Source organism: Phenylobacterium sp., assembly GCF_019636135.1.
GTDB lineage: Bacteria > Pseudomonadota > Alphaproteobacteria > Caulobacterales > Caulobacteraceae > Phenylobacterium.
On the sequence record NZ_JAHBYD010000017.1, the window covers coordinates 89,696 to 114,104 of the forward strand.

24 protein-coding genes are annotated in these 24,409 nt (G+C 67.6%); 12 read left to right on the plus strand and 12 right to left on the minus strand.

Annotated features, from left to right (window positions below):
• Complete coding sequence (locus KF737_RS13390) at window positions 1-942, minus strand: MBL fold metallo-hydrolase (protein ID WP_296455424.1); 942 nt, start codon at window positions 940-942, stop codon at window positions 1-3.
• Window positions 943-1,046: 104 nt separating this feature from the next.
• On the opposite strand from KF737_RS13390, the gene KF737_RS13395 reads away from it, so the two are divergent.
• Genes KF737_RS13395 through KF737_RS13405 form a run of 3 tightly spaced genes read left to right on the plus strand, consistent with a single transcriptional unit; the run spans window position 1,047 to window position 2,543 of the window.
• Window positions 1,047-1,706, plus strand: a complete 660-nt coding sequence (locus KF737_RS13395) for a peroxiredoxin (RefSeq protein ID WP_296455427.1) — start codon at window positions 1,047-1,049, stop codon at window positions 1,704-1,706.
• Window positions 1,703-2,122 carry a metalloregulator ArsR/SmtB family transcription factor gene (locus tag KF737_RS13400; protein ID WP_296455430.1) on the plus strand — a complete coding sequence of 140 codons (420 nt, stop codon included), beginning with the start codon at window positions 1,703-1,705 and terminating at the stop codon, window positions 2,120-2,122. The genes KF737_RS13395 and KF737_RS13400 overlap by 4 nt, the downstream gene beginning before the upstream one ends.
• A gap of 25 nt (window positions 2,123-2,147) precedes the next feature.
• Window positions 2,148-2,543, plus strand: coding sequence for a cupin domain-containing protein (locus KF737_RS13405; RefSeq protein ID WP_035308666.1), 396 nt, complete (start codon window positions 2,148-2,150; stop codon window positions 2,541-2,543).
• 3 nt (window positions 2,544-2,546) lie between these two features.
• On the opposite strand, the gene KF737_RS13410 is transcribed toward KF737_RS13405, so the two are convergent.
• The 10 genes from KF737_RS13410 to dsbD all read right to left on the minus strand — a co-directional run bounded on the left by KF737_RS13410 (window position 2,547) and on the right by dsbD (window position 12,619).
• Window positions 2,547-4,040 carry a L,D-transpeptidase family protein gene (locus KF737_RS13410; RefSeq protein ID WP_137721930.1) on the minus strand — a complete coding sequence of 498 codons (1,494 nt, stop codon included), beginning with the start codon at window positions 4,038-4,040 and terminating at the stop codon, window positions 2,547-2,549.
• A gap of 35 nt (window positions 4,041-4,075) precedes the next feature.
• A complete protein-coding gene (locus tag KF737_RS13415) occupies window positions 4,076-4,849 on the minus strand; it encodes a substrate-binding domain-containing protein (RefSeq protein WP_137721929.1) in 774 nt (257 codons plus the stop codon).
• A complete protein-coding gene (locus tag KF737_RS13420; RefSeq protein ID WP_137721928.1) occupies window positions 4,849-5,748 on the minus strand; it encodes an MBL fold metallo-hydrolase in 900 nt (299 codons plus the stop codon). Before KF737_RS13420 ends, KF737_RS13415 begins: the two co-directional genes overlap by 1 nt.
• 64 nt (window positions 5,749-5,812) lie before the next feature.
• The gene (locus tag KF737_RS13425; protein WP_119412811.1) at window positions 5,813-6,463 is read right to left on the minus strand and encodes a peroxiredoxin; all 651 of its coding nucleotides are present in this window, start codon (window positions 6,461-6,463) and stop codon (window positions 5,813-5,815) included.
• 99 nt (window positions 6,464-6,562) lie between these two features.
• Window positions 6,563-7,087: a DsrE family protein gene (locus KF737_RS13430; RefSeq protein ID WP_137721927.1), complete on the minus strand. Its 525-nt coding sequence runs from the start codon at window positions 7,085-7,087 to the stop codon at window positions 6,563-6,565.
• A 29-nt stretch (window positions 7,088-7,116) separates the two neighbouring features.
• Entirely contained in the window at window positions 7,117-7,734 is a 618-nt protein-coding gene (locus KF737_RS13435) for a cyclopropane-fatty-acyl-phospholipid synthase family protein (RefSeq protein ID WP_137721926.1), read from the minus strand.
• A gap of 11 nt (window positions 7,735-7,745) precedes the next feature.
• On the minus strand, window positions 7,746-9,173 hold the full coding sequence (locus KF737_RS13440; protein WP_296455448.1) for a bifunctional metallophosphatase/5'-nucleotidase: 1,428 nt from the start codon (window positions 9,171-9,173) through the stop codon (window positions 7,746-7,748).
• A gap of 8 nt (window positions 9,174-9,181) precedes the next feature.
• Entirely contained in the window at window positions 9,182-9,856 is a 675-nt protein-coding gene (locus tag KF737_RS13445) for a DsbA family protein (protein WP_137721924.1), read from the minus strand.
• Between the two features lie 22 nt (window positions 9,857-9,878).
• A complete protein-coding gene (locus KF737_RS13450; RefSeq protein ID WP_137721923.1) occupies window positions 9,879-10,673 on the minus strand; it encodes a TlpA disulfide reductase family protein in 795 nt (264 codons plus the stop codon).
• The gene (gene dsbD / locus KF737_RS13455; protein WP_296455456.1) at window positions 10,670-12,619 is read right to left on the minus strand and encodes a protein-disulfide reductase DsbD; all 1,950 of its coding nucleotides are present in this window, start codon (window positions 12,617-12,619) and stop codon (window positions 10,670-10,672) included. The genes KF737_RS13450 and dsbD overlap by 4 nt, the downstream gene beginning before the upstream one ends.
• A gap of 5 nt (window positions 12,620-12,624) precedes the next feature.
• Here dsbD and KF737_RS13460 point away from each other — a divergent pair, with 5 nt between their 5' ends.
• Both KF737_RS13460 and KF737_RS13465 read left to right on the plus strand, forming a co-directional pair.
• Window positions 12,625-13,278 carry a response regulator transcription factor gene (locus KF737_RS13460; RefSeq protein WP_137721921.1) on the plus strand — a complete coding sequence of 218 codons (654 nt, stop codon included), beginning with the start codon at window positions 12,625-12,627 and terminating at the stop codon, window positions 13,276-13,278.
• A complete protein-coding gene (locus tag KF737_RS13465) occupies window positions 13,275-14,606 on the plus strand; it encodes an ATP-binding protein (protein WP_137721920.1) in 1,332 nt (443 codons plus the stop codon). The genes KF737_RS13460 and KF737_RS13465 overlap by 4 nt, the downstream gene beginning before the upstream one ends.
• Before the next feature lie 289 nt (window positions 14,607-14,895).
• Here the strand turns inward: KF737_RS13465 and KF737_RS13470 are convergent, their stop codons facing one another.
• A complete protein-coding gene (locus KF737_RS13470; RefSeq protein ID WP_296455464.1) occupies window positions 14,896-15,444 on the minus strand; it encodes a cupin domain-containing protein in 549 nt (182 codons plus the stop codon).
• A 143-nt stretch (window positions 15,445-15,587) separates the two neighbouring features.
• Between KF737_RS13470 and KF737_RS13475 the strand changes: the two genes are divergently transcribed.
• The 7 genes from KF737_RS13475 to KF737_RS13505 form a co-directional block, all read left to right on the plus strand.
• Window positions 15,588-17,024: an aldehyde dehydrogenase family protein gene (locus KF737_RS13475; protein ID WP_296455467.1), complete on the plus strand. Its 1,437-nt coding sequence runs from the start codon at window positions 15,588-15,590 to the stop codon at window positions 17,022-17,024.
• Window positions 17,025-17,032: 8 nt separating this feature from the next.
• Complete coding sequence (locus KF737_RS13480; RefSeq protein WP_296455470.1) at window positions 17,033-17,776, plus strand: glucose 1-dehydrogenase; 744 nt, start codon at window positions 17,033-17,035, stop codon at window positions 17,774-17,776.
• Between the two features lie 10 nt (window positions 17,777-17,786).
• Complete coding sequence (gene leuB / locus KF737_RS13485; RefSeq protein ID WP_367273230.1) at window positions 17,787-18,905, plus strand: 3-isopropylmalate dehydrogenase; 1,119 nt, start codon at window positions 17,787-17,789, stop codon at window positions 18,903-18,905.
• Window positions 18,902-20,182 carry an acetylornithine deacetylase/succinyl-diaminopimelate desuccinylase family protein gene (locus KF737_RS13490; RefSeq protein WP_296455476.1) on the plus strand — a complete coding sequence of 427 codons (1,281 nt, stop codon included), beginning with the start codon at window positions 18,902-18,904 and terminating at the stop codon, window positions 20,180-20,182. Before leuB ends, KF737_RS13490 begins: the two co-directional genes overlap by 4 nt.
• A gap of 22 nt (window positions 20,183-20,204) precedes the next feature.
• A complete protein-coding gene (locus tag KF737_RS13495) occupies window positions 20,205-20,750 on the plus strand; it encodes a cupin domain-containing protein (RefSeq protein WP_296455479.1) in 546 nt (181 codons plus the stop codon).
• Window positions 20,751-20,923: 173 nt separating this feature from the next.
• A complete protein-coding gene (locus tag KF737_RS13500; RefSeq protein WP_296455482.1) occupies window positions 20,924-22,237 on the plus strand; it encodes an aspartate aminotransferase family protein in 1,314 nt (437 codons plus the stop codon).
• 18 nt (window positions 22,238-22,255) lie between these two features.
• Window positions 22,256-24,409 (plus strand): TonB-dependent receptor (locus KF737_RS13505; protein ID WP_296455485.1); only part of this gene is annotated, 2,154 nt, incomplete at its 3' end.

Below are 24,409 nucleotides of genomic sequence, written 5' to 3' on the forward strand. Positions count from 1 at the left end.
TCACAGCGCGTTCAGCGGGACCTTGAGGTAGCGCACCCCATTGTCCTCGGGTTCGGGCGGGCGGCCGCCGTTCATGTTCACCTGGACCGACGGCAGGATCAGTTTGGGCATGGGCAGGGTGGCGTCGCGCTGGGTGCGCATGGCCACGAACTCATCCTCGCTGACGCCATCGCGGATATGGATGTTGCCGGTGCGCTGGGCGCCGATGGTGGTCTCCCAGGCGAACTCGGTCCGGCCCGGCGGCGCCTTGTAGTCGTGGCACAGGAAGACCCGCGCCTCGTCCGGCAGGGAGGTCAGGCGATGGATCGAGCGATACAGGGTCCCGGCGTCGCCGCCGGGGAAGTCGCAGCGCGCCGTGCCGTAGTCGGGCATGAACATGGTGTCGCCGGGAAAGACAGCGTCGCCGATGACATAGGCCAGACAGGCCGGGGTGTGGCCGGGCACATGCAGCACCGTTGCCTTCAGCCCGCCGATCTCGAACCGGTCGCCGTCGTTGAACAGATGGTCGAACTGGCTGCCGTCGCGGCGGAAGTCGGTCCCCTCGTTGAAGATCTTGCCGAAGACGGCCTGGACGGTGAGGATTTCGTGGCCGATGGCCAGCTGACCGCCGAGCTTTTCCTGAAGATAGGGCGCCGCCGACAGGTGATCGGCATGGGCGTGGGTCTCCAGCAGCCACTGGACCGTGAGACCTTCGGATTTCACGTAATCAATGAGGGCGTCGGCCGAGGCGTGGGCGGTGCGGCCGGACGCCGCATCGTAGTCCAGCACGCTGTCGATGATGGCGCAGACGTTGGAGCCAGGATCGCGCACGACATGGCTGACGGTGAAGGTGGCCTCGTCAAAGAATGATTTGACCAAGGGCCGTTGAGCGGGATCGGCAAGCGCAGCGCGCACGAGGTCGGCGGCGTGGTCGCGGGCGGGATCGGGGGTGGTCGAGGACATGGCGTGTCTCCGTTTCGGTGACTCAACACATATACACATTCATAGTTCGGGCAAGTATGTATTTTAATGTAGCGGAAACGATGGGAAGCGCTTAGCTTGCGGCTATGGAAACGATCGACACCGGGCCAGCCGTCTATCCCCCCGCAATGCGCGCCCTGCGCATCAACGACACAGCGCCGGATTTCACCGCGCGCACGACCCAGGGCGAAAAGCGCCTCAGCGACTACCGTGGACGCTGGCTGGTGCTGTTCTCGCATCCGGCGGATTTCACGCCGGTCTGCACCAGCGAATTCGTGGCCCTGGCCCGGCAGGCCGACGCCTTCGCGGCGATCGACTGCGATCTGATGGCCCTGTCGGTGGACAGTCTGTATTCGCACCTGGCCTGGCTGAAGGACATTTACCGCCGCTTCGGCGTGAAGGTGCCGTTCCCGATCATCGAGGATCCCTCCATGGCCATCGGCCACGCCTTCGGCATGGTGGACGCCGGCTCGAGCGACAGCGCGACGGTGCGCGCCACCTTCGTGATCGACCCCGACGGCGTGGTGCGCGCCATCAGCTGGTATCCGATGAACATCGGCCGCTCGGTTGATGAGCTGCTGCGTCTCGTCACCGCCTTGCAGACTTCTGACCGTGAGGCGGCCTCCACGCCGGCGGGCTGGATGCCCGGTGACGCTCTGCTGGAGCCGGCCGCCACCACCCTGGACGCCGCCATCGCCGACGGTGACGGCGATGCGCCCTGGTACTATCGCGAGCGCCGCGCATGACCGACGATCAAGCGGCCGCCATGGAGCGGTTGAAGGAAAAGGCGCCGGAGGCCGCAGAGCTGTTACGCCAGCTGGCCAACGCCAACCGGCTGCTGATCCTGTGTCACATCGCCGAAGAGGAGCGCTCGGTGGGCCAGCTCGAGGCGGACCTCGGCATCAAGCAGCCGGCGCTATCCCAACAACTGGCTGAGCTGCGCCAGTATGGCCTGGTCAAGACCCGCCGTCAGTCCCGCTCGATCTTCTATTCGATCGCCGACGACCGGGCCCAGGCGGTCATGGGCATGCTCTACGAAATCTTCTGCGGCGATGCGAAGGCGGTCGGCGCGCGAGCCGCCGCCCCGGCGCCCCGCACATCGACGCCGGCGCGCGGCGACACGGCGCAATTCGCCCGCATCACCGCCGTCGTAAGGCGCTGACGGCCAACCCGCACAGGAGACTCTCGTGAAGGGCTTCATCGACAATATCGAACGTCTGACGGAAGAGAACACAGACTTTCGCCGCGTTCTCTACACCGGCCACAATCTGCAGCTCGTCCTCATGGCCATTCCGCACGGCCAGGAGATCGGCGAAGAGGTCCACGACGACCGCGACCAGTTCTTCCGCATCGAGGCGGGCGAGGGCGAAATCTGGATCGACGGCGTTCGTCATGCCGTGAAGGCGGACGACGGGGTCATCGTCCCTCAGGGTGCTCGCCACAATGTGGTCAGCACGGGGTCCGAACCGCTTCGGCTCTACACCCTTTATGGTCCGCCCGAGCATCGCGACGGTACGGTTCACGCCACGGTGGAAGAGGCCTCCGCCGACCACGAGCATTTCGACGGCCGCACGACCGAATAACCGTCATGGGCCGACGTCGTCCGCATCGGCGCGCCGGTCGTCGGGCCGCGGCAGGTGCAGGGCGATACCCAACGCCTCCGCCAGACGGGTGTCGCGACGATAGATGTCATCGCGAAAGGCGACGCGGCCCTGGCCGTCCAGGAAGGCGGTCCAGTACAGCAGGCGCACGTCGATCGGCCGACCGGTCGCCACCCGGACGGTCTGGCCGCTGTCCAGCGCGGCGTCGAAGCGGGCGAGCCTTTCGGGGTCCGGCGCCAGCAGAAGGCGGGCGAAGCCGACCGCGTCCTGCACGCGCACGCAGCCGTGACTGAGATGGCGGAAGCTTTGATTGAACGCGCCCCGCGACGGGGTGTCGTGCAGGAAGATGGCGTAGCTGTCCTGAAGCTCGAACTTGACCTGGCCCAGGGCGGCGTTCGGGCCGGCGCGCTGAACCACCATGCCGTTCTGGATCGTCATGTTGTTCGCCCGCATATAGGCGGCGCCACGCGGCAGGATCTCGCGCTGGGCGATGGAAGTCGGCACCGTCCAGGGCGGATTGGCGACGACCGAGGCGAAGGGCCGTTCTAGGCTGGGGGTCGCATTGTCGGCGTCACCCGTCACGACCCGCATCGAATGCACGGGGCGTCCGTCCTTCCAGTAGACCATGATGGAGGCGGCGGTGTTCACCTCGATCCGTTCCGGCGCGACGTCTCTCTTTAGCCAACGGCGGCGTTCCAGATTCAGCGCGATCTGGCGAGCGCGGGCCTCGGCCGAAATCGACAGCGCCCGCTGGGTCGCCGGGCCGATGCGGGCGTCCGCCTCCAGACCGTGGCGCACCTGGAACGCCCGAACGGCCTCTTGCAGAACAGAGCCGTAGTCACCGCCAGACGGGCCGATCATGGAGGCGGCGGCGTCGCTGAGATCACCTTCCACCCGAAGGCGCGGCAGGAGGGCGGGAAGACGGGGGTCGGACGCAAACGGTTCGATCGTCGCGCCCAGGGCGAAGGGCGGCCAGCCGCCGCGGTCGGCGATGGCGCGATAGCGGAGGAAGCCGTCGCACAGGCCCTGATAGCCGCGGTCCTGAGGCGCAAGGCCCGCCATCGTCTCGGCCAACGTTCCGTCGTCGACCGCCGTCGCCAGCAGCGGCGGCGTATCGACCTGGTTGCGACCCATCTCCCAAAGGGTCTCGACGGATGCCGGGTCGACCCGGCCATGAGCGAGCGCCTCGGCCAGGGTCAGGACGGCCTGGGTCAGTTCGGCTTCACTTAGGGCCAGACCGTCGGGCGCTGATAGGCCGTGGCGGTCCGCCAGGGCCAAGGCGTCCATGGCTTGCCGGCGCGCTGGCCCCGCCCAGGCCGGGCGTCCGCCGCGGGCGGCGTAGAAGGCTGCGGTCAGGGCGGAGATGTTCAACGCGGCGGGCGCCGATACGGCTCGCGCGGTCGTCGAGAGCCAGAGCGGCGCCGCGGCCGCCGCGAGCAGGTGTCGGCGGTTCAGGGTGAAGGAGCGACGGTCGGCCATGCCGCCGACACGGCAGGGTTCACCTTAAGGCAGGCTTAAGGTTGGCCGGTCCGCCAGCCCCAACGCGCGAAGATGGCGGCCCCCTCGTCGGACTTCAAAAAGTCGAGGAACGGCTGGGCGTCGGCGTCCTGGCGGCCGGTCTCGGTCACAACAGCGCCGGCGTCGCGGTAGATGCGATAGGGCTCTTCGACCTCGACCACATCAGCGAGGTCCGGATTGGCGACCTGCCAGATGCCCCAGATGATCCAGGCGTCCAGCGTCGGGTCGTCGATCCAGGCCTGTCGGGCCTCGGCGCTGTTGCGGGCGTAGACGACGATGTTGCGACGCAGCGCGCGCACCTTGGCGATGTCGCCGGTGCGACCGGCCATGTCCTCCCACAGGCCGTTCTGGCCCGCACCGTTGACGACCAAGACACGGCGACCCGGCTGGAAAAGATCCTCCAGGCCGCCGATGCCGTTCGGATTTCCCGGCCGAACGAGGACGGAGGCGGTGCGCAGATAGAGCGGCTCGACCGCCTCGGCGCGGATGCGGCCCTCCAGAGCGCTGACGAAGTCGGTCATCATCGTCTCGGAGCCTGAGAAGATCAGGTCGCCGTCCGCCTTGGCCTGGTCCAGCCATTGGGGCGTAGGTCCGGCGACGACGGCCACGGCGCGACCGGTGCGCGCCTCATAAGCCTTCGCCGCGTCGCGCATGGCGGGGGCGGGGCCGCCTGGACCGTAGACATGAAGAGGTTCGGCGGGCGTCTGGGCGTGGGTGGCCAGGGCCGTCGCGCTCAAAAGGGCGGCTAGGGCCAGGGTGGAAAGACGCATCAAGAGTTCTCCTGGGGCGGGGCGAAGTGATTGGCGGGGATCTTGAAATAGACCCGCCCATCTGGCGCGGGCGGCGGCAGCACCCCGCCGCGGATGTTCACCTGAAGCGCGTAGAGCATCAGGTTCGGCAAGGGCAGGGTGGCATCCCGCCCGTCGCGAAGCCGCACGAAATCCGCCTCTCCGCGTCCGCCGCCGACATGGATGTTGTCCGCCTTCTGCTCTCTCACGGTGCTGAAGCAGGCGGGCTCGCGGCCATCGGGACCGTAGTCGTGGCCGACGAAGACGCCGGTCTCCTCGGGCAGGGCCAGGATGTCTTGGATGCTTCGATAGAGGGCCTTGGAGTCGCCGCCCGGAAAGTCGGCGCGCGAAGTGCCGGCATAGGGCATCATCAGGGTGTCGTGGACGAAGGCGTTGCCGCCGATCACATAGGTGATGGACGCCAGGGTGTGGCCTGGGGAGAAGATGACCCGCCCCGACAGGCCGCCGACAGCAAACGTATCACCGGCCTTGAAGAGACGGTCCCACTGGCGACCGTCGGCCGGGAAGTCGTCGTCAAGGCCGTAGATGTCCTTCCAGAGGCGTTGGACCCCGATGACCTTCTCGCCGATGGCGGTCGGCGCACCCAGTCTCTCTTTGAGGTAGGGCGCGGCCGAAAAGTGGTCGGCGTGGGGATGGGTGTCCAGCAGCCATTCGACCGTCAGGCCTTCCGCCTTGACGTAGTCCAGGATGGCGTCGGCGTTGCGGGTCGAGGTCGCCGCCGCCTTCTCGTCGAAATCCCAGACCGGATCGATGATCGCGCATTTGCGGCTGACCGGGTCGGAGACGACATATTGCCAACTGCCGGTCTTCTTGTCGTGGAGCGCCGCGATGCGCGCTCCGCCGTGGTCGATGATCTGCATGAAGGCTCCGTTTGGTTTGAGAAGAAAAGGGCCGGACCGCTTGCGAGGTCCGGCCAGCGTCCGATCAGGCGGCTTTCGGGGCGTCGGGGAGGTCGCGCGTCGAGAAATACCAGTCGGTGTAGACGTAACCCTCGGAGGCGCGAGCCTCGGCCGCCTCGGCGGTCTTGGGCGGAGGGACGATGGCCGGTTGGCCAGGGCGCCAGTTCTCAGGCGTCGCGACCCCGTTGGCGTCGGACGCCTGGAGCGCGGTGAGCAGCCGAACGAACTCTTCGATGCTGCGGCCATTGCTCATGGGATAGTAGACCATGGCGCGCAGCTTGCCTTCCGGATCGATCAGGAAGGTAGCGCGGACAGCCGAGGTGTCGGCCGCTCCGGGGTGAATCATCCCGTAGGCCTGGGCCACCTCCATCTTCAGATCCTCGATGATGGGGAAGGGGATTTCGACGCCGAACTTCTCCTTGATGTTCCGGGTCCAGGCCAGGTGCGAGAAGATGCTGTCGATCGAGAGCCCCAGGAGCTCGCAGTTCATCGCAGCGAATTCATCCGCGTGCTTGGCGAAGCCGATGAACTCGGTCGTGCAGACCGGGGTGAAGTCCGACGGGTGGGAGAAGAGGATCAGCCATTTGCCGCGGTAATCGGCCAAGCTGCGATCCCCGTGCGTGGTGCGGGCGTGAAAGTCGGGGGCGGGTTCGTTGAGGCGGGGCAGTCCGGTCATGTCGATGTCTCCTTCAGACGCCCCATTGAACACTTACATACACACTTACACAAACTAATAGTTCTTATGGCGAGGGAAGGTTCCGACTATGCCGAGCCGTCAGTTCACAACCAGGGCATATCCGGCCTGTTGAAAGTGGATGACCGTCATCAGGGCGGCGAGATCGACGCTCACGCCCGGTGCGAGGTCGGCTTGCGCGATGCCGTTCCCCGCCATGGCCTGGCCGCACAGCCGAACCTGGACGCCGGCGGCGATGAGGGCGCGGATCAGGGCGCTGTTGGGATTGGCGTCGCCCTTGCCGCGCGCGGCCCAGGCGGCGTCGGACAGGACCGCAGGGGTGGCGGCGCCGTGTAGCACGACGACGATCTGACGGTGGTCGGCGTCCACGCCGCCCGCCGCCAGCATATTCGCCAGCCGCGCGACGCGATCCAGCCCCTTCAGCGGCTTGTCGTCCGGGCCGCCCTGGGAGACGTCGAAGATGACGCGATAGACGCGCGACGGATCCGGCTGTTCGCCGGCCTCGGGCAGGGGCTTGAAGCCGCCGAAGCCTGAAACAGCCTGGGCAAGGCTCGGGGAGGCCGCCAGGGAGGTGGCGAGGGACAGGGCGATTAGGAGGGTCTTCATGGCGGGTTCCGGTGTGCGGGCGGTCGGGGTCAGGGACGGCGGGCGACGAGATCGATCAGGGCGGACCGGCCGCTATGGCCGGCGCCTTCGGAGACGTCGCTGTCGTGGCTTTTCAGCTGCAGGATGTCGAAGTCGGCGAAGGCGTCGCGGAGCAGCGCCTCGGTGTAGAGGTTCTCGACCTGCCCCGGACCGCCCGTTCCATAGGCGATCTGTTCCGGCCGATAGCCCTCCAGCAGGATCAGGCCGCCAGTCTTCACGGCCGCCTTCATACGCTCGAAAATGCGGTCGCGCAGGGGAGGCGGGGCGAACTGAATGAAGACGGCGACCACGACGTCGAAGGCGTCGTGCGGCCAGGTCCAGGTCTCGAGGTCCGCCAACCGGGCGTCCAGTGTGACGCCGCGTCGCTCGGCCAAGGCGAGGGCCTTCTCGATCGCGCGTGGGGCGATGTCCGTGGTGGTGACAGTCAGGCCCTGTTCGGCGAGCCAAACGCCGTTTCGTCCCTCGCCGTCGGCGATGGCCAGGGCGGTCATGCCGGGCTTGAGCCGTTCGGCTTGAGCGGCCAGGAAGGCGTTGGGCGCCTCGCCGAACAGATAGTCCTGGCGGTCATAGCGGCTGTTCCAGAAGTCGCGGGCGGCGACGGAGTCCATAGGGTGTTCCTTCAGATGACAAGGACGCTGGCAGGCAGATCAGTCTCGCCGGGCGTATGGTCGGCGAACCAGGATTCAAGCGCGCCCACAGTGTCGATGTCGAGCGTCCGGCGGTCTCGCCCGTAATGTTCGGGCACCCCCTGGGCGGTGACGAAGGCCACCGGATAGTCCGCCTCCGGCTCGACAGGGCGGTCCCCGACCAGTAGGCGGTCGAGGCGCTGCCCCTTGGGATTCTCCAGCTTCACAAAGGCCGTGAGGCCCCGGCAGCGTTTGATGTAGCCGCCCATCTGCTCATACGGATCGGCGGCGAAGGTGCGCTCCAGATTCTCTTCCAGCATCGCTTTCAACTCGGCCCCGGTCAGCGTCGTGCGCGAGATGGGCGGGTTCATCGGCGCCATATTGTAGAGGTCGCCCAGAGTGACCGGTCCCGGCGCGACGGGCGCGCCGTAGCGCCAGCCGTTGGAGAAGGCGATGTCCACGCCCGCCGCCTGCGCCGCCGCCGCCAGCAGGACGTCGTCCATCGGCGCGCTGGCCATGGCGTAGCGGTGAAGGGGGATGGCCGTGCGGCCGACGATGCGGGCCAGACCTTCCCGCTCGGGCGCCAGGGCCGTCTCCACCAGGCCGGCGACTTGATCGTCTTCGGGGCCGGCGTCCACGGCTATGAGCCGATGGCGGCGCAGGGACACGCGGCCGTCTGCGATCTCCAGGTCCAGCCGGCCGATATAGGCGCCGTGGCAGCCGGACTGAATGATCAGGGTGTCGCCGACGCGGGCCGGCTCGTGCAGGCGGTTATGGGTGTGGCCGCTCAGGATCACGTCGATGCCCGGGGTCTCGGCGGCCAGCTTGAGATCCTGCGGAAAGCCGAGGTGCGACAGCAGGACGACCAGATCGACCTTTTCCTCGCGGAGCTGGTGCAGTTGCTCGCGGGCTTCGGCCACACCCATTTCAAACCGCACGCCTTCGGAGAAGGCAGGGGGCATCGTCTTGTCGATGATGGGGCAGGCCAGGCCGATCACGCCGATCCTCAGACCGCCGCGCTCGAACACCCATCGCCCGTCGAACACCGGCGCGCCGTCGTCCTTGCGAAAGACGTTGGCGGCCAGGACGGGGTACTCCAGTCGCGCCGCCAACGCCTTGAACCCCGCCGGGCCATAGGCGAACTCCCAGTGCGCCGTCATGGCGTCGATCTTCAGAGCGTTCATGATCGGGACCAAGGCCTCGCCCCGGCTGGCGACGGCGACCCGCGTGCCATGGAAGGTGTCGCCGTTATCCAGGGTCAGGCATGGACCTTCGGCGCGCGCCTCTTCGAAGAGGCGCGCGATGCGGGCGACCCCGCCCAGCCGTTCGAACCGCCAGCCGCCTTCGGTGCGCACCAGTTCGGGATGCGGCTCGAGATAGCCGTGCAGGTCGTTCAGCTGGAGCAGGGTCAAGGTGGTCATGGTCGGCCTCAGCGCAGCGGTTGTCCGGAGCGGATACGACCGATCACCGCTTCGAGTTGCGCCTGGGGCATGCCGCCGGGGATCAGATTGCCGTTGATGATGAAGGCGGGCGTGCCCTGCAGGGCCAGGGCCGCCGCTTCTCGGCCGTTTCGGTCCAGCACCGCGTCGATGTCTGCGCGGTGATCGGCCAGGTCCTGATTCAGGCGCGCCATGTCCACGCCGGCCGACTGGACCAGACGCGTGATGTCCGCCTGGTCGCCGATGCGCGACGGCGACAGCATGAAGGCGTTATGGACGGCCTCGTACTTGCCCTGATAGGCGGCGGCGAGGGCGGTCCGGGCGGCGGTCTCCGAGACGTCGCCGAAGATCGGCCAGTCCTTGTACAGGACGCGCACCTTGGGGTCCGCCTTCAGCAGGCCGTCGATCTCAGGCTGCATCTTCTTGCAGTAGGGGCAGTTGTAATCGACGAAGCCGATAAGGGTCACATCGGCGTTCTCGGCGCCGATGAAGGGCGCGGCTGGATCGCGAAGCAGGTCGTTGAAGCCGACCTGGGCGATGGGCGGCATGTCCTGTCCAGAGGCGGCGGAGGGATTGGCGGGCGCCGCGCCGTTATCGGCGTCGGCGGGGCCGCAGGCGGCGAGCGCCAGAACGGCGGCGAGGGCAGGGGCGAAGGTGCGGTTCATGAAAGCTCCGTGAGGCGAGAGATCAGTGCAGACGCGCGATTTCGGTCGCGATCTGTTCGGGGGCGATTTCCCCCATGTGGGCCTTGGCCAGACGGCCGTCGGCGTGGAGGAACAGGGTCACCGGAATGCCGGCCGTGCCGTAGTGGCGCGGCACCGCCATGGCCTCGTCGAACAGGACATGGTCGAGGGCCAGCCCCTGGCTCTGCAGAAAGGCGCGAACGCCGGCTTCGCCCTCGCCTTGGTTGACGAAGAGGAAGCGCACATTCGGATGGGCTTTTTCGGCCTGGGCCAAAGCCGGCATCTCGCGCCGGCAGGGCGGGCACCAGGTGGCCCAGAGATTGATGACCGTGGGCCGGTCGCCCGGAGCGGATAGATTGATGGGCGGGGCGTCCATCGCGGCCAGCGTCAGGGCGGGCGGCGCCATGGGCTGCGTCGCCGAGGCCAACTGATGGGCGGTGGTCCAAACCAGGGCGCTGGCCAGCACAGGCGCAATGGCCCAGGCGCGTTCGCGCGTCGTGCGCAGCAGCAGGGTCGTGGTCAGGATCACGACCGGCGCGACCCAGATCCAGCTGAACCCGCCCTGCCAGATCGCGAGCGCTCGCCACGGGTCGGCCCCGAAATACTCCCAGTGCGTCGCCACGTGACCGAGGCGGGCGGCGGCCAGACCGCCGAAGACCAGGACCGTGCTCCACAGGTTGAAGCGCGGGCTGACCCGGCTGGCCAGCAGTCCGGCGCCGATCATGAAGACGAACACGCCGGCGATTATGGCGAACCGCTCTCCCGACAGGACGAGCGGGCCCAGGGTGATGGCGTTCATGCGGCGGCTCCGGCGATATGCAGGGCGGAGGCGACGTCTTGGGCCGACATCTCTCCGATCAGTCGGCTGCCCGGCGCCTCGGTCGCCGAGGGCGACAGGAAGATCATCGTCGGCGGCCCGACCACCCCGTGCCGCTCAAGAAGCGCGCGGGCCTCGGGCGTGCTGCGCGTGACGTCGACCTTGATGAGGTCGGTGTTCGAAAGGCCGGCGATGACGGCGGGGTCCTCGAACACGGTCCGCTCGATCACCCTGCAGCTGACGCACCAGTCGGCGGTGAAATAGACCAGGGCGGGACGTTCGCGCGCGCCGGCATCGGCGACGGCGCGGTCCAGCGCCGTCTGATCCAGCACGACCGCTGCGGTTTCGACCGGCGCGGCGGCTGCAACTCCGGCGGGACGCGCCAGGGGCTCAAGCGGACGCCAAGGGTCGTCCGCCCCGAGACTGAGTCCGACGAGCAGCAACAGGCCCCAGGTCGCGGCCGCCAGGCCGGCGACACGGGCGACGCCGTTTCTCAGGTTCGGGCTGAGCGGCTGGAACAGGCCGAGCGCGGCCGCCAGACCGAGCGCCAGCGCCGCGCCGAAAGCCAGCGTCGCCGTCGGCGGCAGGATGCGGCCGGCCAGCCACCAGGCCATGCCCAGGAAGATGAAGCTGAACAGCATTTTCACCCGGTCCATCCACGGCCCGGCCTTGGGCAGGAAGCGCGCGCCGACCGTGCCGAACACGATCAAGGGCACCCCCTTGCCCAGGCCCAGGAAGAACAGGGCCGCCGCGCCCAGCCCAACGTCGCCGGTCTGGGCGATATAGAGCAGGGCGCCCGCCAGGGGCGCGGTCACGCAAGGGCCCACGATAAGGGCGGAGACGAAGCCCAGACCTGCGGCTGAGGGAAGGGACCGCCGGCCCTCGCCGCCGTCGCGGGAGAGGCGGCTGGTCCAGGCCGAGGGCAGTTGCAGCTCGAAGCCGCCGAACATGGAGGCGGCGAGGATGACGAAGACGACAGCCAGAGCGCCCACGGCCCAAACCGACTGGAGCGCCATCTGCAGGTTCTGTCCGGACCAGGCGGCCGCGACGCCCAGGAGGGCGAAGGCGATGGAAAGGCCCAGCACATAGGCGACCGAGAGCATCAGGCCTCGGCGCGTACCGCGCCCGTCCACGCCGCGTCCGATGACGCCGGCCAGGATCGGATACATGGGAAAGACGCAGGGCGTGAAGGCCAGCAGCACGCCAAAGCCGAAGAAGGCGAGCAGGACCCAGGTCGCCCCGCCCTGCAGCGCCAGGCGATCGACGAAGCCCGGGTTGGCGTCCAGAGTGACCGCCGGCGATGACGCGACCGGCGAAGGCGCCGCTCCTCCCTCGTCGTTCTCGGGCGCGGGTGTAGCGCCCGGCGCCTGGATCGCCAGCATGGCCGCGGCCTGTGCGGTCTGCGCATCGGCCTCCCGCGCGGTCACGTCAGCCTGCGGCCGGGTCGGCACGTCGATTGTGCGCGTCATCGGCGGGTAGCAGATCGAGTCTTCGAGGCAGCCCTGATAGGTGATGTTGACCGACGTCGGCTCGCCCGCCTGCGTCAACGTCTGCGCTGACAAGGTCGCGCGGCCCGCGTCATGCCAGACGTCGACGACGCCGAAGCCCGGATCGTCCTTGGTTTCGCCGCCGGCCAGTTCCAGCGGCAGAGACTCCTTCCCGCCCGGCGTGCTGGCGACGGTGTGGTCACGATAGAGATAATGGCCAGGCGCAATGTTCCAGGCGAAGGCCAGGTCGCCGTCGGCCTCGCGCGTCACCGTCAGGGCGAAGGCCTTGTCGGGCGAAAGCGGAGCCTGACCCAGAGCCGAACCCGGCAGGGCGAAGGACAGGATTGCGAGAGCGGCGGGCAGCAGTCGGCGGAAAAACCTCATGGCCATCTCGTCGGCAAGCGAGCTTAAGTCAGGCTTAAGCCGGAACTTCCACGTCACGCCGCATGAGATTGCTCGCCATAGAAGACGATCCCGTTCTCGCCGACGGCCTCCAGGTTGGGCTCAGCGCCTGTGGCTGGACGGTCGAGGTCGTCGGGCGGGTCGAGGACGCCCTCGCGGCGCTGGAAAGCTCGGCGTTCGATGCGGTCGTGCTGGACCTGGGTCTTCCTGACGGCGACGGCCTTTCGGTGCTGCGTTTCGTTCGAGAGCGCGACATGGATGTCGGCGTGGTGGTCTTGTCGGCGCGCGATGACAGTCGGGACCGCATTGTGGGTCTGGACGCCGGCGCGGACGATTATGTCGGCAAACCGTTCGATCTCGACGAGCTGGCCGCGCGATTGCGCGCGGTGCGGCGTCGCCTGCTCGGACGTTCGACCCCCGCCTTGCGTCACGGCGGGGTGACCCTCGATCCCAAGTCGCGTCTGGCCTGGCGCGAAGAGGGGGACCTGCCCCTTTCGAGACGTGAGTTCGCCATCCTGGAGGCGCTGATGGAACGGCCGGCACAGGTCCTCTCGCGCAGTCAGCTGGAAGAACGCCTGTACGGCTGGCAGGAGGAGATCGGCTCCAACGCCGTGGAAGTGCACATCCACTATTTGCGGGCCAAGTTGGGAGCCGGCTTCATCCGCACCGTGCGCGGCGTAGGATACACCCTGCAATGAGCTCCATTCGCCTGCGTCTATTCGTAACTCTGGCGCTCGTGACCGCCCTGGTCTGGGGCGGCGCGGTCGTCTGGGTCGAAATCCAGACCCGGGCCGAAGTGCAACGAGTGCTGGACCGGCGCCTGATGGAGTCGGCCCGCATGGTGTCGTCCTTGGTGCAGGCCGGCAGCGTGCGCCCGGCGATCCAAGCTCCAGACACCGGGGCCGCCGATGTCTACGACCGTCAGCTCTCCTGCCAGATCTGGTCGCTTGAAGGCGATCTGATCGGCCGTTCCCAAAGCGCGCCTGCGGAGCGATTGTCGGAAGGAGGCGACGACGGATTTTCTGAACGTACGATCCGGGGCGAGCGCTGGCGCGTCTATACTGTGCATGATCGTGACGCCGGTTTCCGGGTTATGGTCGGGGACAATCTGGCCGTTCGCGAACACCTGGTCGGCAATGTCGTCACCGCCTTGATCGGTCCGGCGGTCCTCGGTCTGCTGGCGCTGGGCGTGCTGATCTGGTGGTCGGTCGGGCGGGGGCTGGCCCCTATTCGACAAATGACCCGCAGCCTTGCGGTACGGGATGCGGAAGATCTGACGGCGTTGGACGTATCGCCGGACGCCCGCGAACTCCGTCCCTTCGCCCTGGCGCTGAACGACCTGATGTCACGCCTTGGCGCAGCGCGGCGTCGCGAGGCCGAGTTCACGGCCGCCGCCGCGCACGAGTTGCGTACGCCTCTGGCAGGGCTGCGTGTCCAGGCGCAGATTGCGGCGTCGTCTTCGGATCCTGCCGTTCGAAGCCGCGCGCTGGAGCAGATGCAGACTTCCGTCGATCGCACCGCCCGCCTCGTCACGGGGCTTCTCGCCCTGGCGCGCGAGGACGAGATGCCGGTTAGCGACGAGGATCGCCGCTGGGTGACGCTCCGAGCGCTGTTTGCAGGAGCGGAAGGCGATGGTCGGGTCTCGTTTGTCGATGGTGACGCTCTGCTCAACGTGGATCCAGATCGCTTCGGGGCAGCGGCCGCCAATCTTCTCGCCAACGCACAGGCACACGCAGAGTCTTCAATCCTGATCAGCTACGACCCGACTTCCGGACGCTTGATCGTCGAGGACGACGGACCGGGCGTGGCCTTCTCGGATCTGCATCGTTTGGGACGGCGCTTTTTCCGCGCGTCGAATGCCCCTACCGGAGGGAGCGGTCTGGGCCTCTCTATCGTCCTCGCCACTGTGAAGGCCCATGGGGGACAGGTGCAGTTCTTGCGCTCACCAGGAGGCGGTCTTCGTGTTGAGGTGACAATTCCGGAGCAGGCGTCGGAGTCTTTGAGCAACTCGACCAAGCGAGACTGACGGTATCAACCGGCTTCAGTGGCGTCTGTTGTCGGTTTGATGATACGGTATAGTCCAACTGCCTATTCGCTTGTCATAGCGGTGCTGGTTGGTCTTGAAGCAGAGTTGCCTGCCGATTGATGGCGACATCACTAGAATTTTATTACGTCGAATTTCACCAATGAATTCAAAAGCGCTGTCCAAGTGACGGTAGCTCGCGCGGTCTGGTGCGCGGATGAGAGAAAAGGCGCTGATAAATCAGCGCCTTCTGGTCTAATGAAGAATCGAGTGGAGTGAGGGGCGCGCGCCGCTAGAAGCTGGGTGGGGTGCAGGCGCTGATCACGCGGCAGGGTTCCTGGCCGACGCAGCGGAAGCGGTGCGGCTTGTGGCTTTCGAAATAATAGGCGTCGCCGGGCCCCAGGATGCGGACCCGCCCTTCGACCGTGACCTCCAGCCGTCCGCTAATGACGACCGCGCCTTCCTGGCCTTCGTGCATCAGGGGGACCCGGCCGGTGTCGGCGCCCGGCTGGTAGGTTTCGCTGAGGATCTGGAGGGTCTTGCCGAACACCCGTTCGCCGACCTGGCGATAGGAGATCAGGCCCTTGCCGATCTCTGTCAGTTCGTCCGCCGTGTAGAAGAAGCGGGACGAGGCCTCTGGGACGATGGCGAAGAATTCGGACAGGCCGACGGGAATGCCGTCCAGAATGCGCTTCAGGGCGCCGATCGACGGGTTCATCCGCCCCGCCTCGATCAGGGAGATGGTGGAATTGGTCACGCCCGCGCGCTTGGAAAGCTCGCGCTGGGACATCCCCTGCCGTTCCCGAACGAAGCGCAGCCGGCTGCCGACATCGACCGTCATGAGGGTGCGTCCGTTGTTGCGGATGTTGCGGATCGGGAAAATCTAACGCAACGAAGTGCGTAAATCCAGAGACTTAAGCAACTCTAGAAAAGGGGTTGTTGTCGATGGCGCCATATAGCCCACTGGCGCCGATGTTAGAGTCCATGAAGTCAAACACGCTTTTGATCGGTGGTCGCTGGCGCAGGGCCGACGCCGCCGAGGCGATCCCGGTCGAGGACCCCTCGACCGGCGAGGTGATCGCGGACATCGCCGCCGCGACCGCTGCGGATGTCGATGGGGCGGTGGAGGCCGCCAGGGCGGCGCTCGATTCCGACTGGGGCGCGCTGGCGGCGGCCGACCGGGGCCGAATTCTGGCGAACATCGGCCAGGCGGTGCTGGCCCATATCGACGACCTGGCGGTGCTGGAGGCGCGGGACGTCGGCAAGCCGCTGAGCCAGGCGCGGGCCGATGTGATCGCCCTGGCGCGCTATCTGGAATTCTACGGCGGCGCCGCCGACAAGGTTCATGGCGAAACCATCCCCTTCAAGGCCGGCTATACGGTCTACACCCTGTGGGAGCCGCACGGGGTCACCGGCCACATCATCCCGTGGAACTATCCGATGCAGATCATCGGACGCTCGGTCGGGGCGGCGCTGGCCATGGGCAATGCGGCGGTGCTGAAGCCGGCGGAGCAGGCGTCGCTGACCGCACTGGCCTTTGCGCGGATCGCCATGGAGGCGGGACTTCCGGCCGGGGCGCTGAACGTCGTCACGGGCCTGGGGTCCGTGGCCGGGGCCGCGCTGGCGGGGCACGCCGGGGTGGGGCACGTCTCCTTCACCGGATCGACCGGGGTCGGCGCCATGATCCAGCGGGCCGCCGCCGCCAATGCCGTGCCCGTCACCCTGGAGCTGGGGGGCAAGTCGCCGCAGATCGTGTTCGATGACGCGGACCTGGAAAAGGCCCAGCCGTTCCTGGTCAACGCCGGAATCCAGAACGCGGGCCAGACCTGTTCCGCCGGGTCGAGAATCCTGGTGCAGACGGGCGTCTACCGCCAGCTTCTGTCCGCCTTGAAGGACCGATACCAGGCCCTGCGCGTCGGGCCGGCCATGGCCGACCTGGATGTCGGGCCGCTGATTTCGGCGCGGCAGAAGGCCATGGTCGAGGGGTATCTCGAACTGGGGCGGGCCGATGGCCTGGTCGCGGCCGAGGGCCGGATCGTCGAGGATGCGCCCGCCGGCGGCCATTACGTCCGGCCGACCCTGTTCGCGGATGTCCCGGCGGATCACCGGCTGGCCCAGGAAGAGATATTCGGCCCGGCCGTGGTGGTGACCCCGTTCGAGACGGAGGACGAGGCGGTCGCCCTGGCCAACGGCACCGAATATGGGCTGGTGGCGGGCGTCTGGACGGCGGATGGCGGCCGGCAGATGCGGCTGGCCCGGCGCCTCAGAGCCGGTCAGGTCTTCCTCAACAACTATGGCGCCGCGGGCGGCGTCGAACTGCCGTTCGGCGGCGTGGGCAAGTCCGGCCATGGACGGGAAAAGGGGTTCGAGGCGCTCTATGGGTTCTCGACCCTGAAGACCGTCGCGGCCTATCACGGTTAGGAGCCGAGATGAGACTGGACGGCAGGATCGCTATCGTCACGGGGGGCGCGTCCGGTTTTGGCGAGGGCATCGCCCGTCGCTTCGCCGCCGAGGGCGCGCGGGTGGTCGTCGCCGACCGCAACGAGGCCGCGGCCGCGGCCCTGGCGGCGGACCTTGGAGGCCAGGCCCTGGGCGTCGGGGTCGATGTCTCCGACGCGGATCAGGTCAGCGCCCTGGTTCGACAAACGGCCGCCCTGGGCCGCATCGAGATCCTGGTGAACAACGCCGGGGTGGGCCACCAGCCCCAGCCCATGGAAGACCTGCCGCCGGAGGAGTTCGAGCGCGTCTTCGCCGTCAACGCCCGATCCATCTATCTGACCGCCCGCGAGGTGGTGCCCCTGATGAAGGCGGCCGGCGGGGGCGCCATCCTGAACATCGCCTCCACCGGCGGCGTCAGCCCACGCCCGAACCTGACTTGGTACAATGCGTCCAAGGGCTGGGTCATCACCGCCACCCGGGCCATGGCCATCGAACTGGCGCCGTCGGGGGTGCGGGTGAACGCCCTGAACCCGGTGGCCGGGGAGACCCCGCTGCTGAAGACCTTCATGGGCGCCGACACGCCCGAGGTGCGGGCGAAATTCCTGGCCTCCATCCCGCTAGGCCGGTTCTCGACGCCGGCCGACATGGGCGCCGCGGCGGCCTTCCTCTGTTCCGATGACGCCTCGATGATCACCGGCGTCGCCCTGGAGGTGGACGGTGGCCGCTGCATCTAGGCCAGACAGGCTGCGGCTCCTGGTCCTGCCGGGAGACGGGATCGGCCCCGAGATCATCGGGGAGGCGGTTCGTCTGGCGCGCTGGTTCTCGGACGACCTGGGCTTTGATCTGGAGATCACCGAGGGGCTGGTGGGCGGCGCCTCGATCGAGGCCCATGGCGCGCCGATCACCGACGCGGTGGTGGAGCAGGCCCTGGCGGCGGATGCGGTGCTGTTCGGCGCCGTGGGCGGCCCGCGCTGGGACCATCTTGAGCGACCCGCGCGGCCCGAGGCGGGAATCCTGCGGCTGCGCCAGACGCTGGACCTGTTCGCCAACCTCCGGCCGGCGGTCTGCTACAGCGAACTGGCGGGGGCGTCGGCGCTGAAGCCCCACCTGATCGCGGATCTGGACATACTGATCATCCGCGAAGCGACGGCCGGCGTCTATTTCGGCCTTCCCCGAGGGATCGAGACCGGGCCGGACGGCGCCCGGCGGGCCTATGACACCCAGGCCTACACCGAGGCCGAGATCGCCCGGATCTGCCATGTCGCCTTCACGACCGCCCGGACCCGATCCGGCCGGGTCTGTTCCGTCGACAAGGCCAATGTGATGGAGACGGGGGCCCTGTGGCGGGCGGTGGCGACGGAGGTCGGAGCGCAATACCCGGACGTGGCCCTGAGCCACATGTTCGCCGACAACTGCGCCATGCAGCTGGTGAGCCGGCCCAAGCAGTTCGACGTGATCGTCACGGACAACCTGTTCGGCGACATCCTGTCGGACGCGGCGGCCGCCCTGAGCGGATCGCTGGGCCTGCTGCCGTCCGCCTCGCTGTCGGCGCCGATGGCCAACGGCCGACGGCGCGCGCTTTATGAGCCGATCCACGGGTCCGCGCCGGATATCGCCGGGCGGGGCGTGGCCAATCCCATCGCGACGCTTCTGTCCTTCGGCCTGTGCCTGCGCCATTCGATGGACCGTCCCGAGGCGGCGGACCGGCTGCAGCAGGCGGTCAGGGCCGTGCTGGCCCAGGGGGTCCGCACCCCGGACATCGCCGTCGGCGGCCCGTCCGTGTCGAGCGCCGCCCTGACCGACGCGGTGCTGCGGCAGCTGGAAAATCCCTCATCCCCGGTTGAAACGAAGGCGCGCCGATGACCGATCCCCTGGACGCCGTGATGACGATGATCGACGGCCGCGCCGACGATGTGGCGCAGCTGACCCGGGACCTGATCCGCTTTCCCACCGTCAATCCGCCGGGCGACGCCTATCGCCCCTGCGCCGAATATGTCGGCGACCGTCTGCGCCGGCGCGGGTTCGAGGTTGAATACATCCGCGCGGTCGGCGCGCCGGGCGATACCGACGCCTATCCCCGCATCAATATCGTGGCCCGTCGAGAGGGGTCGCGGCCCGGCCCCTGCGTCCATTTCAACAGCCATATCGACGTGGTCGAGGCCGGCGAGGGATGGACGGTCGATCCGTTCGAGGGCGTGATCAGGGACGGCCGCGTCTATGGCCGAGGCGCCTGCGACATGAAGGGGGGGCTGGCGTCCTCGATCATCGCGGTGGAGGCGCTGATCGATTCCGGGGTCGATCTGCCCGGCGCCCTGGAGATTTCGGGCACGGCGGACGAGGAATCGGGCGGCTATGGCGGGGTGGCCTATCTGGCCGAGCGCGGCTGGTTCTCGAAGCCGCGCGTCGATCACGTCATCATTCCCGAGCCCCTGAACGTGGACCGGGTCTGCATCGGCCACCGGGGCGTCTGGTGGGCGGAGATCGAGACCAAGGGGCGCATCGCCCACGGCTCCATGCCCTTCCTGGGGGATTCCGCGATCCGGCACATGAACGCCGTGATGCAGACGTTCGAGGAGCGGCTGTATCCGGCGCTGGAGAGCCGCCACTCGGACATGCCGGTGGTGCCGGAGGGCGCCCGCCAGTCGACGATGAACATCAACTCCATCCATGGCGGGCAGAGCGAGGATTTCGAGGGCCTTCCGGCGCCCTGCGTCGCCGATTCCTCGCGGATGATCATCGACCGCCGGTTCCTGATCGAGGAGACGCTGGAGGATGTGAAGGGGGAGGTTGTCGGCCTGCTGGACGAACTGGCGGCGACGCGGCCCGAGTTCCGATACGGCATCCGCGATCTGTTCCAGGTCGCGCCCAGCATGGCGGATCGCGACGGACCGGTGGCCAGGGCCGCCGCCAGGGCCGTCGAGCAGGTTCTGGGACGAAAGGCCAAATTCGTCTGTTCGCCCGGCACCTATGACCAGAAGCACATCGACCGCATCGGCAAGCTGAAGGACTGCATCGCCTATGGGCCCGGCGTGCTGGACCTGGCGCACCAGCCCGACGAATGGGTCGGCATCGACGACATGGTGTCGGCCGCCAAGGTCATGGCCCGGGCGGCCTATTCCCTGCTGCACGGCCAGCGGTGACGGACCGGAAGGGAGCGACGCCATGGACAACATCGTCGGTCCCAAGCTGAGGCTGCTGCGCACCAAACTGGGTCTCAGCCAGAGGGCCCTGGCCAAGAAGGCCGGCGTGCCGTCCAGCACCGTATCCCTGGTCGAAAGCGGACGGACCAGCCCGTCTGTCGGCTCCCTGAAACGGCTGCTGGACGCCGCGGGCCTGTCGCTGGGGGAGTTCTTCAGCCAGGATTTCGAACAGCCCCAGCAGGTCTTCTTCCGCAAGGAGGAGTTCACCGAAATCTCGCAGGGCGACGTCTCCTATCGCCAGCTGGGGTGCGGTCAGGCTTCGAGCCTCCAGATCCTGCACGAGACCTATCAGCCGGGCGCCGACAGCGGGCGGGTTCCGCTGTCGCACGAGGGCGAGGAGGGCGGTCTGGTCGTGGAGGGGCGGCTGGAGGTCACGGTGGGCGACCAGGTCAGGGTGCTGAAGCCGGGCGACGGCTATCTGTTCTCCAGCCATCTTCCTCACCGGTTCCGCAATATCGGGGACGCCCCCTGCGTGATCATCAGCGCCTGCACCCCGCCAACCTTCTGAGGCCGGAGAAGACCATGTCCCAGGCCGATCGAGCGGCTGATGCACCTGATCAGAATCTTGAGCGATATGGCGACAAAAGCGAACCTTTTCAGTGCGATCAGCGAGGCAAGAAACAGGCTTGTTCCTCGCCCCGGACCAACGGACTAATCCTTTATTGAATATGAAGTCGGCAAATGCTCACACGTGAAACCAGTGATCTAGCGTCGTTCTGGATGCCCTTCACGGCCAACCGCGACTTCAAGCGGACGCCTCGCCTTCTGGAGTCGGCCGAGGGGATGTACTACTTCACCCCCGAAGGCCGGCCGGTGCTGGACGGCGCCGCGGGCCTGTGGTGCGTCAATGCCGGCCATGGCCGCCGCGCCATCATCGACGCGATCAGCCAGCAGGCGGCCCGACTGGACTATGCGCCGACCTTCCAGGTCGGCCATCCCAAGGCGTTCGAACTGGCCGACCGGCTGGGCAAGCTGTTTCCCGACGACCTGAACAAGGTCTTCTTCGCCGGCTCCGGATCCGAGGCCGTCGATACGTCGCTGAAGATCGCCCAGGCCTATCATCGGGCCCAGGGCAAGACGGACCGGGTGCGGTTCGTCGGTCGCCAGCGCGGCTATCACGGCGTCGGCTTCGGCGGCATCTCGGTCGGCGGGCTGGAGAACAATCGGCGCGGGTTCTCCCTGCTGCCGGGCGTCGATCACCTGTCGCACACCCACAGCCTGGAACATGCAGCCTTCTCGCGAGGCCAGCCAACCTGGGGCGGGCATCTGGCGGACGAGCTGGAGGACCTGATCGCGGAACGGGGCGCCGAGACCATCGCCGCCGTCATCGTAGAGCCCCTGGCGGGATCGACGGGGGTCCTGGTGCCGCCGGTCGGTTATCTGGAAAGATTGCGCGAGATCACGGCCCGCGAGGGCATCCTGCTGATCTTCGACGAGGTCATCACCGCTTTCGGCAGGCTGGGGGCGGCGACGGCTTCGGAACTGTTCGGGGTGACGCCGGACATGATCGTCTGCGCCAAGGGGCTGACCAACGGGTCGGTGCCGATGGGCGCGGTCGCGGTCCGGTCGGACATCTATGACACGGTGGTCGAGGCCGGCAGCGGCATCGAATTCTTCCACGGCTACACCTATTCCGGTCACCCGCTGGCGGCCGCCGCGGGCCTGGCCGCGCTGGACATCTACGAGGGCGAGCAGCTGTTCGACCGGGCTCGGTCCCTGTCCGGTGTCTGGGAAGAGGCCGCTCACGGCCTCGGGAACGCCGCCCACGTCATCGACATCCGCAACCTGGGCCTGGTCGCCGCCATCGAACTGGAAAGCCGGCCGGGCCAGCCCGGCGCGCGGGCGACCGAGGTGTTTCAACGCTGTTTCGATGAAGGCGTGCTGATCCGGGTGACCGGCGACACCATCGCCCTGTCGCCGCCCCTGGTGGTCAGCCCCTCCGAGATCGAACGAATTTTCGAGTGCGTGTCCACGGTTATCCAACAAACGGCCTGAGGGCCGGAGGGGGAGACGATGAGGCAGTTCTACTTGAGTGCGTCATTCGGGGTCCTTGCATCGGTTCTGGCCGGCGCCGCCGCGGCCCAGACGTCGCCGGCCAGCCAGACGGGGCAGACCGCCACGGTGATCGATGAAGTCATCGTCACGGCCCAGCGGCGCGAGCAGGCCGCCCAGGACGTGGGCATCGCCCTGAGCGTCCTTTCCGGGGACGACCTGGCCGATCGCGGCGTCACCAACATCAACCAGCTGCAGACCGCCACGCCCAACCTGGAGATCGAACCGGCGTTCGGCGGCGGCGCGGCGCAGTTCAGGCTGAGGGGCGTCGGCTTCCAGGACTACGCCTCGAACAACGCCCCGACCGTCGGCGTCTATGTCAACGAGGTGGCCTATCCGGTCCCGGTCATGACCCAGGGGCTGATCTTCGACATCGACCGGGTCGAGGTCCTGCGCGGGCCCCAGGGCACCCTGTATGGGCGCAACACCACGGGCGGGGCGATCAGCTTCGTGACCCGCCGGCCGACCGATACGCCGTCCGCCGGGATCATGGCGGAATACGCAAGCTTCGACGCCCTGCGGGTGGAAGGCTTCGTGTCGGGCCCGCTCAGCGACAGCGTGAAGGGGCGCATCGCCCTGTCGACCCAGCAGGGCGGGGCCTTCCAGTATAACCGCGACACCGGGGCCTCCCTGGGCGACGCCGACCGCACGGGCGTCCGGGCCCTGATCGACTGGCAGGCGTCCGAAACCGTCTCCTTCCTGCTGGATGTGCATGGCGGGATCGACAAGTCCGAGAACGAGGGCCTTTATCTTCTCAATCCCCTGGTCACCCGCCTGGGCGGTCCGGGCAGCGTGCTGATCCCGGCCGACAGCGACCACCGGGCGACCGGATGGGGGGTGTCGCCGCGCTTCGCCGCCGAGATGGGCCGCGACATCGACGCCAAGCCCGGGCGCGACAACAGTTCATGGGGCGCCTCCCTGAACGCCAACATCGACCTGGGCTCGATGAGCCTGACCAGCATCACCAGCTATGAGACGCTGGATCGCAGCGAGTTCGGGGACTGGGACGCCACCGCCTCGGTCGAGGCCGACACCTTCTTCGGCAGCGACGTCAGCGTCGTGTCGCAGGAGGTGCGCCTGGCCTCCTATAACGACGGGCCGCTGAACTGGGTGGCGGGCGTCTATTATTCGAAACAGGAGCTGGACGAGCGCTATTCGTCCGACTTCATCGACATCTACGGCACCTACGGGCAGGTCGCCTATGCCCAGCAGGTGGAGTCGTTCAGTGTGTTCGGCCAGGCGGAATTCCGCTTCAGCGACGCCTTCAAGCTGATCGGCGGGCTGCGCTACGAAGAGGAGACCCGCGATCTGGACGGGTTCGGCACCGCCTTCGGCGGGGCCACCGCCCTGCCGCCCACCTCCGTCTCGACGAAGATGACGCCCCTGACCGGCAAGGTCGCGCTGGAATATACGCCGAGCGACAATCTGCTGATCTACGGCTCGGTCAGCCGGGGCGCCAAATCGGGCGGCTTCACCACCTACAACACCGGGGACGCCAGCGGGATCGCGCCGTTCCGGCCCGAAATCCTGATCGCCTATGAGGTCGGGTTCAAGTCGGACCCCAGCCCGAGCCTGCAGATCAACGGCGCGGCCTATTTCTACGACTATACGGACCAGCAGGTGCTGTCCGCCGTATATGGGGTCAACGGGCCGGTGGGCCGGTTCGCCAATGTGCCGTCGTCGGAAATCTACGGCGCTGAACTGGAAGGCGTGTGGCGGCCGATGGACGGCCTGCGGATCGCCCAGTCGCTGAGCTACAAACATGGCGAATACACCGACTTCTTCGACCTGGACGTGCCGGCGTCGCGGAATGCGGGGATGGCGGTCTATGCCGACAAATCGGGGCAGGAGATTCCCTTCCCGGCGATCAGCTATGGCGGGTCGGCCTCTTATGACTGGATGGCCGGCGGTTTCGCCCTGACCGCCGAGGTCAACTACAGCTATCGGGATGAATATCCGTCCTGGCTGGGCGTCAAATACGACGTTCCGTCCTACTGGCTCGCCAATGCGAGCCTGACCTTCTCGCCGTCCGCCGGCCCCTGGTCTGCGACGGTCTTCGTCCGGAACCTGTTCGACCAGGAATACGACCTGACGCGCAATTTCTTCACCAGCGCG